At 60.6% G+C, this 12331-nt stretch carries 12 protein-coding genes; 10 read left to right on the plus strand and 2 right to left on the minus strand.

The window, feature by feature from the left end:
- Nucleotides 1-10: 10 nt before the first annotated feature.
- Together H4W29_RS10950 and H4W29_RS10955 are read right to left on the minus strand one after the other, a co-directional pair.
- Nucleotides 11-619, minus strand: a complete 609-nt coding sequence (locus H4W29_RS10950; RefSeq protein ID WP_192728937.1) for a YkoF family thiamine/hydroxymethylpyrimidine-binding protein — start codon at nucleotides 617-619, stop codon at nucleotides 11-13.
- A 277-nt stretch (nucleotides 620-896) separates the two neighbouring features.
- The gene (locus tag H4W29_RS10955; protein WP_192728938.1) at nucleotides 897-1472 is read right to left on the minus strand and encodes an NADPH-dependent FMN reductase; all 576 of its coding nucleotides are present in this window, start codon (nucleotides 1470-1472) and stop codon (nucleotides 897-899) included.
- A gap of 81 nt (nucleotides 1473-1553) precedes the next feature.
- On the opposite strand from H4W29_RS10955, the gene soxR reads away from it, so the two are divergent.
- The 10 genes from soxR to H4W29_RS11005 all read left to right on the plus strand — a co-directional run bounded on the left by soxR (nucleotide 1554) and on the right by H4W29_RS11005 (nucleotide 12146).
- Entirely contained in the window at nucleotides 1554-2018 is a 465-nt protein-coding gene (gene soxR / locus H4W29_RS10960) for a redox-sensitive transcriptional activator SoxR (protein ID WP_192728939.1), read from the plus strand.
- A gap of 86 nt (nucleotides 2019-2104) precedes the next feature.
- Nucleotides 2105-2875 carry an SDR family NAD(P)-dependent oxidoreductase gene (locus tag H4W29_RS10965; RefSeq protein ID WP_192728940.1) on the plus strand — a complete coding sequence of 257 codons (771 nt, stop codon included), beginning with the start codon at nucleotides 2105-2107 and terminating at the stop codon, nucleotides 2873-2875.
- Between the two features lie 101 nt (nucleotides 2876-2976).
- A complete protein-coding gene (locus tag H4W29_RS10970; protein ID WP_192728941.1) occupies nucleotides 2977-3318 on the plus strand; it encodes an ArsR/SmtB family transcription factor in 342 nt (113 codons plus the stop codon).
- A gap of 71 nt (nucleotides 3319-3389) precedes the next feature.
- The gene (locus H4W29_RS10975; protein ID WP_192728942.1) at nucleotides 3390-4283 is read left to right on the plus strand and encodes a LysR family transcriptional regulator; all 894 of its coding nucleotides are present in this window, start codon (nucleotides 3390-3392) and stop codon (nucleotides 4281-4283) included.
- Nucleotides 4284-4418: 135 nt separating this feature from the next.
- On the plus strand, nucleotides 4419-4898 hold the full coding sequence (locus H4W29_RS10980) for a formate dehydrogenase subunit gamma (protein WP_192728943.1): 480 nt from the start codon (nucleotides 4419-4421) through the stop codon (nucleotides 4896-4898).
- Nucleotides 4895-6451 carry a formate dehydrogenase beta subunit gene (locus tag H4W29_RS10985; protein WP_192728944.1) on the plus strand — a complete coding sequence of 519 codons (1557 nt, stop codon included), beginning with the start codon at nucleotides 4895-4897 and terminating at the stop codon, nucleotides 6449-6451. Before H4W29_RS10980 ends, H4W29_RS10985 begins: the two co-directional genes overlap by 4 nt.
- Before the next feature lie 3 nt (nucleotides 6452-6454).
- Complete coding sequence (fdhF, locus tag H4W29_RS10990) at nucleotides 6455-9334, plus strand: formate dehydrogenase subunit alpha (RefSeq protein ID WP_192728945.1); 2880 nt, start codon at nucleotides 6455-6457, stop codon at nucleotides 9332-9334.
- Nucleotides 9334-10161 (plus strand): formate dehydrogenase accessory sulfurtransferase FdhD, encoded by an 828-nt coding sequence (gene fdhD, locus H4W29_RS10995; protein WP_192728946.1) that lies wholly within the window; start codon nucleotides 9334-9336, stop codon nucleotides 10159-10161. Before fdhF ends, fdhD begins: the two co-directional genes overlap by 1 nt.
- The gene (locus tag H4W29_RS11000; protein ID WP_192728947.1) at nucleotides 10151-10396 is read left to right on the plus strand and encodes a formate dehydrogenase subunit delta; all 246 of its coding nucleotides are present in this window, start codon (nucleotides 10151-10153) and stop codon (nucleotides 10394-10396) included. Before fdhD ends, H4W29_RS11000 begins: the two co-directional genes overlap by 11 nt.
- A 91-nt stretch (nucleotides 10397-10487) precedes the next feature.
- Nucleotides 10488-12146 (plus strand): OFA family MFS transporter, encoded by a 1659-nt coding sequence (locus H4W29_RS11005; protein ID WP_192728948.1) that lies wholly within the window; start codon nucleotides 10488-10490, stop codon nucleotides 12144-12146.
- The last annotated feature ends 185 nt before the right edge of the window (nucleotides 12147-12331 follow it).

The raw sequence follows: 12331 nt of genomic DNA on the forward strand, positions 1-12331 counted from the left end.
GTCAGGCGTCTCAGGCTTTGCTCGGGCTGTTCGCGGAGACCGTGATATCCAGTGTCACATGACCTTCGGGATCGCCAAAGCGATGGAAGGCTTCATGGATTGTCGCGAAGATCGCGCCGGCATCGCCACGCAGCTTGGTACAGAAATTCTTGGAGCGGTCGAATGTGCCCGAGCGCTTCAGGAAATCGATGCAGCCGTAGATCTCGTCCATATGGGTGCCTGTTCCCATAACATAGAGAGAGAATTGGGCGGCGGTTGGTTGACCGGTTTCGGTCGTATCCCTGACTGCCGCGATCGCGGCTTCCACCCGTTCGGCGAGCGGCTCTGATCGGCTGGAAGACAGGCCGACGCCGCAGATCGCATCATCCGGTTCGCCGGGGCAGCCCCGCGAGATCGCGGCGGACAATACGCAATGCTCGCCGCTTGCGGCAGCCGAGACGAAGAGGTCGCGCATGGCGGCAAACAGCACGTCGGGCGGGCCGACCATCAGCGTGGAAATATCGTCGGTTTCGATGCGAAGACGATCGCGATAGGGATCGAGAGCCTTGATCGCTTCAAGGATGATGCCGACGAAATTGCCGGACATCGGATATAGAGACACTTGTGCGCCGGAAAACACTTGGACCTCGCTCCGCTGGCATTACCCAGATCAGCTTTGAAGGGTCCGGAGGCATGCGCCTCACATCTCAGCCCCGGCAATTCGGAGCTCCCCCGTGAATTGTGGCGGAAGCTATCACCGGGCCTGCGATACCGCAACCGTAAAATTCCTATCCGGCTACTCGGTCGGTAAGGGTTCGGACGCACCAAGTGCTGGGAAGGAAACACCCGGACGGAGGTCCTGTCCGGGTGTCCAGCCGGTTCCGTACCTGCCAGAAACGGAATCGGATGTCGTTGTCTCAGGCGGCGATGCCGGCATAAGGAGTGTCGCTGCGGGCAGCGATCAGCGCCTCAGTCCACCATTGCAACTGGGCCATCATTCGGGAAAGCCGGCGCAACGCGTCCTCCGGATCCTGCAGCCGACCGTCATTGTCGAAACGGCGCCAGGGGGAATTGAAGCTTACGGCATCGCAGATCGTGACGGCGTGAAGCTCCGCGAAGACGAGGCGGAGCTGTTCGACCGCCCGCAACCCGCCGGAGATGCCGCCATAGCAGACGAAGGCGATCGGCTTGCCGTGCCAGGGCTCGGCAAAGAGATCGATGAGGAATTTCAGGGAAGCAGTGAAGCTGTGGTTATATTCCGGCGTGACGAAGATGAAGCCGTCGGCCTGATGGAGCCTGTCTGCAAGCCGTCTTGCCTCCGGATGATGCGGTACATGCTCTCGCGGCAGTGAAAATGCCAGCGGGTCGATGATATCGATCTCGAATTGCGGAAAGCGGGCGAGTTCTCTTTCGAGCCATTTCACAACCCTGTCGCAGATGCGCCCCTCGCGCGTGCTGCCGTAGATGACGGCAAGCCTCATGGGTTTCTGCATGCATTGCTCCTTCTCGTTTCGGCTTTACGGCCTCGGGAGCGCAGTCTATAAAACCTCAACTAATATTGAGGTCAATAGGCCATGCAGCAAAATCCGGCATTCTCCCTGAGCAGGCTCCTGACGGTGGGCGAGGTGGCGGAGCGCAGCGGACTTGCGGTTTCCGCCCTGCATTTCTACGAGGCGAAGGGACTGATCTCCAGCATCCGCACCCGCGGCAACCAGCGCCGCTACGGCCGCGATGTGCTACGGCGCCTCGGTATCATCAAGGTGGCGCAACGCGTCGGCATTCCGCTTGCCGAAATCCAGACTGCCTTCGAAACCCTGCCGCAGAGCCGGACGCCGACAGTCGAGGACTGGCAGAAACTGTCGGCACTCTGGAAGGATGATCTCGATGCACGCATCAAGCAGCTCAGCCTGCTGCGGGACCATCTGACGAGCTGCATCGGCTGTGGTTGCCTCTCGATCGACGCCTGTCCGCTGCGTAATCCCTTCGATGTGCTCGGCAGGCAAGGCGCCGGTGCGCGGCTTCTCGACCCGGGTGCCTAGACCTTCGGGCTTTCTTTTGGCCGATGGCTGCATATGTTAGGTCTGACAGCGCAAGCGGCGGGCCGGCCCGCAAGGAGGAGAGCTTCGTGTTTCATCCCAAATTGTTCGAAAACCGCAATGTCGTCGTGACAGGTGCCGGCCGCGGTATCGGCCTCGAAGTTGCCCGACAGTTTCTGGATTGCGGGGCGCGCGTCCTTGTCCATACCGGGCGCGATGGGGAACGCGAACTGCCGGATTTTCTCCTGACCGCCGAATCAGAGCGCCGGGCCCTGCTGTTGCCGGCGGATTTCCTGCGGCCGGGCGGCGCTGCGAAGTTTGCGCAAGAGGCGCTCGAATTCTTCGACAAGGTGCATGTGCTGGTCAACAATGCCGGCACGATGCATGGGCGTTTTCCCGCCGGTGAACTGACCGATGCCGATTATGAAACTGTCGTGCGCCTCAACCAGACGTCGGTAGTGGAGTTGACGCGGGCGCTGCTTCCAGCGCTCCGGGCCGCACAGGGCGCAGCCATCGTCAATACGGTCTCGATTTCGGCGCTGACGGGCGGAAGCCCCGGTTCTGCAATCTATTCCGCATCGAAGGCATTTGTTGCCACCTATTCGAAAGCGCTGGCCCGAGAGCTTGCGCCTGATGGTATCAGGGTCAATTGCGTCTCGCCCGGTACGATCGAAACCGATTTCCATGCACGCTATTCATCGCGTGAAAAGCTGGAGCAGACCCGCAAGTCGATACCACTGCAGCGGCTCGGAACGGCAGAGGATTGTGCTCCCGCCTATCTCTTCCTGGCGGCTCCATCGCTCTCCGGTTACATCACAGGTCAAGTCCTGGAGATTAATGGCGGCCAGCTTATTTGCTGATTTGGTTGGACTTTTTTTGGTGTTTGGCGACATTTGACGAATTCGCTTCTGCGAATATGATATTGTACTGATCTACCCTATTACCTCCTTCCGAGAAGCAAATGCCATTGCCTAAACCGAAGCCGGGCATGACCGGCCAGGACTTGCAGAAGCTTGCTGACAAAGCCCACGAGGCGAGCGATCTCCTGAAGGCGCTAGCCCATCAGACCCGGTTGCTCATTCTCTGTATCCTGTCGGAAGGGGAAAAGACAGTCGGCGAAATCGAGAATATCCTTGGTATACAGCAGGCTATGGTGTCCCAGCAGCTTGCGCGGCTGAGGCTCGAAGGCCTCGTCAATACGCGGCGCGAAGGGCGGCTCGTCTATTACAGCATGGGCAATGACAGCGTCATGGCTTTCCTCGAATCACTTTTCAGTCTCTTTCCGGTTGCCGAGAAAAGCTGAACCGCTCACTCTTGCGAAGTCGCTGACAAGCCGCAAAAATAGGCCTCATCCCGAATTCGGCAGGAGGCCGGATGATCGACAAGCTGGAATTCTTCATCGCACTCGCCAACGAGAAACATTTCGGTCGTGCGGCGGAGGAATGCGGCGTTTCCCAACCCACGCTCTCGGCCGCCATTCGCCAGCTCGAAGATCAACTGGGCGTCATGCTGGTGCAGCGCGGCTCGCGCTTCCAGGGATTGACGCCGGAAGGGCAGCGCGTGCTTGAATGGGCGCGGCGCATCGTCGGTGACACGCGTACCATGCGCGAGGAAATGCGCGCCGCCCGCAAGGGCCTCTCCGGCCATCTGCGCCTGGCGTCCATTCCGACCGCACTCGCCATGCTGTCGCGAATCACCACGCCTTTTCAGGAGCGGCATCCCGACGTCACCTTCTCCATCGTTTCGCGCAATTCGCTGCAGGTGCTGAGCATGCTCGAAAATCTCGAGATCGATGCCGGAATCACCTATCTCGAAAACGAGCCGCTCGGGCGCGTCACTTCGGTGCCGCTCTATGCGGAACGCTACAATCTCATCACCGCCGCCGGCAGTCCGCTCTCGGATCGCGAGAGTGTGACATGGCGTGAAGTGGGCGATCTTCGGCTTTGCCTATTGACGGCCGACATGCAGAACCGGCGTATCATCAACCGACATTTGGCCGAAGCAGGCGCGACAGTCCATCCGACACTCGAATCGAACTCGATGATCGTGCTTTTTTCTCATGTGCGCACCGGCCGCTGGGCGAGCATAATGCCGCATAATGTCGCGAAATCATTCGGTTTTCCTGTGGAGATCCGGATGATCCCGATCGTCGAGCCGGAAGCGCACCATCTCGTGGGCCTTGTCGCTCCTTATCGGGAGCCTTTCACGCCGCTTGTCTCCGCTTTGTTGCATGAAGCAAGAACACTCGTTGAAGACGCAGAACTTTGATAGAAAAAAACTATCAAGCAACAAGACTGCTTTATTGATTGCAGCCTGTTTCCCTGAGACAGTTCCGTAGAAATCGCAATGGCATGGGGAGTTTTGCGGTTTTCACCGAATGCGTAAGCCGAAGGGAGGCTGCTGATGAATATACGTATCGCCCAGGGCGATATTGCCGGGCGTATCCGCTCGATCGTTGCCGATCTTCGATCCCTCGAAGGCCCACTGCTCCCCATTCTGCATGAGGTTCAGGACCAGTTCGGCTATGTGCCGCAGGAGGCCTTGCCGGTTATCGCCGACGAGCTCAATCTTTCCCGCGCCGAGGTCCACGGCGTCGTAACCTTCTATCATGATTATCGCGATCATCCCGCCGGTCGGCACGTGCTGAAACTCTGTCGCGCCGAAGCCTGCCAGTCGATGGGCGGCGATGCTCTGGCCGAGCGCATCAAAACCCTGCTCGGCATCGATTTTCATCAGACGACACTCGACGGCAGCGTCACACTGGAACCCGTCTACTGTCTCGGTCTCTGTGCCTGCGCGCCAGCCGCCATGTTGGATGGCGAAGTGCATGGCCGAGTTGATGACGAACTGGCGACCGAACTCGTCGAGGAGGCGCGCCGATGACTGTGAAGATTTATGTTCCGCGCGATGCCGCAGCGCTCTCGCTCGGGGCCGAGAAGGTGGCAATGGCGATTACCCAGGAGATCGCCGCCCGCGGCCTCGATGCGACAGTCGTGCGCAACGGCTCGCGCGGAATGTTCTGGCTGGAGCCGCTGGTCGAGGTTGAGATTTCCGGGAAACGGATTGGCTATGGGCCAGTCAAGGCGAAGGATATCGCCGCTCTGTTCGATGCTGGATTGACGGAAGGCGGAGCGCATGCGCTCTGTCTCGGGGAGGTTGAAGGCCTCCCGTTCCTGAAGAACCAGACGCGCCTCACCTTTGCCCGCTGCGGCATTACCGATCCGCTCTCGCTCTCGGATTACGAGGCCCATGGCGGGCTTGCCGGTCTTCGCCGCGCGATTTCGATGCAGCCTGCCGATGTCGTCAAGGAAGTCACCGATTCCGGCCTTCGCGGCCGCGGCGGCGCAGGCTTTCCGACCGGCATCAAATGGAAGACGGTGCTCGATGCGGCGGGTCTGCGCAAATATATCGTCTGCAATGCAGATGAGGGCGACAGCGGTACCTTTGCCGACCGGATGATCATGGAAGGCGATCCTTTCGTGCTCATCGAAGGCATGGCGATTGCCGGGCTTGCGACTGGCGCCACAAAAGGTTTCGTCTATACGCGCTCGGAATATCCGCATGCGATCGCCACGATGACGGAGGCGGTGGAAATTGCCCGCAAGGCCGGCATTCTGGGCGCTTCGGTGTTTGGCTCCGGCAAGGCCTTCGACATGGAGATCCGCACCGGTGCGGGCGCCTATGTGTGTGGCGAGGAAACGGCACTGCTCAACAGCCTCGAAGGCAAGCGGGGCATCGTGCGCGCCAAGCCGCCGCTGCCGGCGCATAAGGGCCTGTTCAACTGTCCGACCGTCATCAACAATGTGATCTCGCTCGCGTCCGTGCCTGTGATCATGGACAAGGGGGCTGCCTTCTATCGCGATTTCGGCATGGGTCGGTCACGCGGCACCATCCCGCTGCAGATCGCCGGCAATGTGAAATATGGCGGTCTCTACGAAACCGCCTTCGGTCTTTCGCTCGGCGATATCGTTGAGAAGATCGGTGGCGGGACGGCGTCCGGCCGGCCGGTGAAGGCGGTGCAGGTGGGCGGGCCGCTCGGCGCCTATTTCCCGCGTGCACTCTTCGACACGCCGTTCGATTATGAGGCCTTTGCAGCCAAGGACGGCCTTATCGGGCATGCAGGTCTCGTTATCTTCGACGATACCGCGGATATGCTGAAACAAGCGCGTTTTGCGATGGAATTCTGCGCGGTGGAAAGCTGCGGCAAGTGCACGCCCTGCCGTATAGGCTCGACGCGCGGCGTCGAAACGGCGGACAAGATTGCCCAGGGCATAGAGCCCGAGAAGAACCGCGAACTGCTCGCCGATCTCTGCAATACGATGAAGTTCGGCTCGCTCTGCGCGCTCGGTGGGTTCACGCCCTATCCTGTCATGAGCGCCATGACGCATTTCCCGGACGATTTTGCTCCGGTCCCTCTCATTGAAGCGGCGGAATAAGCCATGTCTCTCATTCATGAAATCGACTACGGAACGCCGGCTTCGAAATCCGAAACGATGGTGACACTGACCATCGACGGCCGGCAGGTGACGGTTCCTGAGGGAACCTCGATCATGCGCGCCTCTATGGAGGCCGGCATTCAGGTGCCGAAGCTCTGCGCGACCGATATGGTCGATGCCTTCGGTTCCTGCCGTCTCTGTCTGATCGAAATCGACGGCCGCAACGGAACGCCCGCCTCCTGCACCACGCCGGTGGCGTCCGGCATCGTCGTCCATACGCAGACGGAGCGGCTGAAGAATATCCGCCGCGGCGTCATGGAGCTTTATATCTCCGACCATCCGCTCGACTGTCTGACCTGTGCGGCCAATGGCGATTGCGAGCTGCAGGACATGGCGGGCGCCGTCGGTCTGCGCGACGTGCGCTATGGCTACGAGGGTGACAACCACGTCAAGGCGCGCAACAGCGGCGAGATCAATCTGAAATGGATGCCGAAGGACGAGTCCAATCCGTACTTCACCTATGATCCGTCGAAGTGCATCGTCTGCTCCCGTTGCGTGCGCGCCTGCGAAGAGGTGCAAGGCACCTTTGCACTGACGATCGAGGGGCGCGGTTTCGGATCGCGCGTTTCGCCTGGTATGCACGAGCATTTCGTCGATTCCGAATGCGTGTCCTGCGGCGCCTGCGTGCAGGCCTGCCCGACCGCGACGCTAACGGAAAAATCGGTGATCCGCATCGGCCAGCCAGAACATTCGGCCGTCACGACCTGCGCCTATTGCGGCGTCGGCTGCTCCTTCAAGGCGGAAATGCGCGGCGAAGAGCTGGTGCGCATGGTGCCGTGGAAGGATGGGCAGGCAAACCGCGGCCATTCCTGCGTCAAGGGGCGCTTTGCCTATGGCTATTCCACGCACAAGGACCGCATCCTGAACCCGATGCTCCGCGAGAAAGTGACGGATCCCTGGCGTGAGGTGACCTGGGACGAGGCCTACGCCCATGTCGCTTCCGAGTTCCGCCGCATCCAGTATCAGTATGGTCGCGAAGCGGTCGGCGGTATCACATCGTCCCGCTGTACCAACGAAGAGACTTATCTCGTCCAGAAGCTGGTCCGCGCCGGCTTCGGTAACAACAATGTCGATACCTGCGCCCGTGTCTGCCATTCGCCGACAGGTTATGGGCTCGGTCAGGCTTTCGGCACATCAGCTGGTACACAGAATTTCGACAGCGTGGAGCAGTCCGATGTGGTCGTCATCATCGGCGCCAACCCGACTGATGGCCATCCCGTCTTTGGTTCGCGCTTGAAGAAGCGGTTGCGGCAGGGCGCAAAGCTTATTGTCATCGATCCGCGCCGTATCGATATCATCCGCTCGCCGCATGTCGAGGCATCCTTCCATCTGCCGCTGAAGCCCGGCACCAATGTCGCAATCATGACGGCGCTTGCGCATGTGATCGTGACCGAAGGTCTCTACGACGAGAAGTTCATCCGTGAGCGCTGCGACTGGTCGGAATTCGAGGATTGGGCAGCTTTCGTCGCCGAGCCGCAGCATAGCCCGGAAGCCGTCGAGAAGTTTACCGGTGTGAAACCGGAGGATGTGCGCGGCGCTGCCCGGCTTTTCGCAACCGGTGGCAATGGCGCCATCTATTACGGTCTCGGCGTGACCGAACACAGTCAGGGCTCGACGACGGTCATGGCGATCGCCAATCTTGCCATGGCGACCGGCAATATCGGCCGTCCCGGCGTCGGCGTGAATCCGCTGCGCGGCCAGAACAATGTGCAGGGCTCCTGCGACATGGGATCCTTCCCGCATGAGCTGCCGGGCTATCGCCACATCTCAGACGATGCGACGCGCGATATTTTCGAAAAGCTCTGGGGCGTGAAGCTCAACAACGAGCCGGGCCTGCGTATTCCGAATATGCTGGACGCTGCCGTCGACGGCTCCTTCAAGGGTATCTATATCCAGGGCGAAGACATCCTGCAGTCCGATCCGGATACCAAACATGTCGCCGCCGGTCTTGCCGCGATGGAATGCGTCGTCGTGCAGGATCTCTTCCTGAACGAGACGGCGAACTATGCTCATGTCTTCCTGCCGGGTTCTACTTTCCTGGAAAAGGACGGCACTTTCACCAATGCCGAGCGCCGCATCAACCGCGTGCGCAAGGTCATGACGCCACGCAACGGCTATGGCGACTGGGAAGTGACGCAGAAGCTCGCCCAGGCCATGGGCCTCGACTGGCACTATACGCACCCGTCTGAGATCATGGATGAGATTGCCGCGACGACGCCGAGCTTCGCTTCGGTCTCTTACGACTATCTCGAAAAGATGGGCTCGGTCCAATGGCCCTGCAACGAGGCGCATCCGCTCGGCTCGCCGATCATGCATGTGGATGGATTCGTGCGCGGCAAGGGCAAGTTCATCCGCACGGAATATGTGGCAACCGACGAGCGCACAGGTCCACGCTTCCCGCTGCTTCTCACCACCGGCCGCATCCTTAGCCAGTATAATGTCGGGGCGCAGACACGGCGCACCGATAATGTCGTCTGGCACTCCGAAGACCGGTTGGAAATCCATCCGCATGATGCTGAACAGCGTGGCATCCGCGATGGCGATTGGGTGAAGCTTGGCAGCCGCTCCGGCGATACGACGCTGCGTGCATTGATCACCGACCGCGTGGCACCCGGCGTCGTCTATACGACCTTCCACCACCCTGATACGCAGGCAAACGTCATCACCACCGACTTCTCCGACTGGGCGACCAACTGCCCGGAATACAAGGTGACGGCGGTGCAGGTTTCGCCCTCCAACGGTCCGTCCGAGTGGCAGGTCGAGTATGACGAGCAGGCCCGCCAGTCCCGCCGTATCGCGAGCAAGATGGAGGCGGCGGAATAATGACCGAACGGGCGACCCGCATAAGCGTGACGGAGGTCGCCCGGAGGGGCGGCATCATGGCGCGGGGCGAGCGTATCGTGCCCGAGGAAGTGCCGATTGCATTTTCCTATGGCGGCAGTTCGCATGCGGTCATGATGGGCACGCCCGGCGACCTTGAGGATTTTGCCGTCGGCTTCAGCCTTACGGAGGGCATTATCACCGACTGCAACCAGGTCGCTGGTGTCGAGTTCATCGAGGACGAGAAGGGTATCGACGTCCAGGTGACGCTTGTCGATGATGTCGAGGACGCGCTCAGAAAGCGGCGGCGCAGCATGGCGGGGCCTGTCGGCTGCGGCCTCTGCGGTATCGAGTCGATCGAGCAGGCGGTCAGGAAGGTGCCTGATGTTTCCATGACCGAGCTGTCGCTGTCGCATGCCGATATTGTGCAGGCGATCGCGCTGCTTAACGATTCCCAGCCTCTGCATCGCGAGACGCGAGCCGTTCACGGGGCCGGCTTCTACATCCCCGGCAAGGGATTGATCGCCGTACGTGAGGATGTCGGCCGACACAATGCGCTCGACAAGCTTTGTGGCGCCGTCATCAGGGCGGGGGAGGCCGGCGCTTCCGGCGCTGTTGCCGTTACCAGCCGCCTCTCCGTCGAGATGGTTCAGAAGACGGCGATCCTCGGCGCGCCGGTGCTGATCGCCATCTCCGCACCGACGGCACTTGCCATCCGCACGGCTGAGGAAGCAGGAATGACGCTTGTCGCCCTCGTGCGCGGCGAGGATTTCGAGATTTTCACCCACCCACATCGCCTGTCGCCCGGAAGCATCGCCGATGTCGCATGATACCAAGACCAAACTCGTCTACATGGCAAACCAGATTGCAACCTTCTTCAAGACCCAGCCCGAAAGCGAGGCTGCGCAGGGGGTAGCGACGCATATCAACAAATTTTGGGAGCCGCGTATGCGGCGGCAATTATTTGAAATTCTTGAGAAGGAAGACAATGGCCTCGACGCGCTCGTGCTGCAGGCCGTTCCTCTGATCCGCAAACCGGAGCCGGCAGAACAGCCGCTTCGATAAACCAACATCGGCGCATGAAAGAGGCGAGCGGGATCAGCCCGCTTGCGCATGCGCTTGTGACAGCAAGGTCTGAATTAAGGAGGAGTTGTTCATGACTGCAGCGGATACAAGTTCAGGCGGAATTCTGGCAGGCGCGGGCCTGCTGGATCGCGAAAGGATCATCGCAAGGCCCGGCTTCAATCGGTGGCTCGTACCGCCGGCCGCGCTCGCCATCCATCTTTGCATCGGCATGGCCTATGGCTTCAGCGTGTTCTGGCTGCCGCTGTCAAAATCCCTCGGCGTTACCGCTTCGACGGCCTGCCCGGATCTGACGCTTGTATCGGCGCTCTTCACCACGACATGCGATTGGCGCGTTGCCGACCTCGGCTGGATCTATACGCTCTTCTTCGTGCTGCTCGGTTCGTCCGCTGCCATCTGGGGCGGCTGGCTGGAGCGGGTCGGTCCGCGAAAGGCGGGCGTCGTCTCGGCCTGCTGCTGGTGCGGCGGCATCATGATCGCGGCTTTCGGCGTCATTTCGCATCAGCTCTGGATCATGTGGATCGGCGCTGGCGTGATCGGCGGCATCGGCCTTGGTCTCGGCTACATTTCACCGGTTTCGACGCTCATCAAATGGTTTCCGGACCGACGCGGCATGGCAACCGGCATGGCGATCATGGGCTTCGGTGGCGGTGCAATGATCGGCGCTCCGCTGGCCAACTTGCTGATGAACAGCTTCAAGACGGATACGTCCGTCGGCGTCTGGCAGACCTTCCTCGTCATGGCGGCCATCTATTTCGTCTTCATGATCGGCGGTGCCTTCGGCTACCGTATTCCGCCGGTCGGCTGGCGTCCGGAAGGCTGGACGCCGCCTGCCGCCAAAAGCACGATGATCACCACCAAACACGTGCATCTGCGCGATGCCCACAAGACGAAGCAGTTCTGGCTGATCTGGGCGGTGCTCTGCCTCAACGTGTCGGCTGGTATCGGCGTCATCGGCATGGCTTCGCCGATGCTGCAGGAAATCTTCGCCGGTTCGCTGATTGGGCTGCCGGATGTCGGCTTTGCGCAGCTTGATGCCAGTCAGAAGGCGTCGATTGCGACGATTGCTGCCGGCTTTGCCGGTCTGCTCTCGCTCTTCAACATCGGCGGGCGGTTCTTCTGGGCTTCGCTGTCCGACAAGATCGGCCGCAAGAATACCTATTATACTTTCTTCATCCTCGGCATCGTGCTCTATGCCGCGGCTCCGACACTGGCAGATATGGGCAACAAGGCTCTCTTCGTGCTTGCCTTCGGTATCATCCTGTCGATGTATGGCGGTGGCTTCGCGACTATCCCCGCCTATCTCGCCGATATCTTCGGCACGCAGTTCGTCGGCGCGATCCACGGCCGCCTGCTAACGGCCTGGGCAACAGCCGGCATCGTCGGGCCCGTTGTCGTCAACTATATCCGCGAAGCACAGATCGCTGCTGGCGTGGCGCCCGGACCGGCGCTCTATACCGGTACGATGTACATTCTCGCCTGCATGCTGGCGCTCGGCCTGATCGCCAATGCGTTCGTCCGGCCGCTCTCCGACAAATGGTTCATGTCGGATGATGAAGTCGCTGCACTTCAGGCGAGGAGCGCTGCGGCCAATGCCGGCCCCACAGGCTCTTTCGGCATTGGCACGGGCGGTCTCGACGCCAAGGCGGCGCTTGCCTGGGCTGTGGTCGGCATTCCGCTGCTCTGGGGCGTCTGGGTGACGCTGAAGGCGACCCTGGCATTGTTCGGCTAACAGCTCCCTTGCGGGAGCTGTAGGGAGATTGGAGTTGGAGGAGACCGGGCGGGAGGCCTGCTTCCCGCCCGGTTTTTAGGAGGATCAGTTCATTTGCAGGAACAATCTTGCAAAGCTTAACGAGGCTGGCGTCGAAACCGCTCGTCTCCAACGACATCGTGACAGCGAACCTCCGGTACACAACG

Source organism: Rhizobium viscosum (genome assembly GCF_014873945.1).
Lineage (GTDB): Bacteria > Pseudomonadota > Alphaproteobacteria > Rhizobiales > Rhizobiaceae > Rhizobium > Rhizobium viscosum.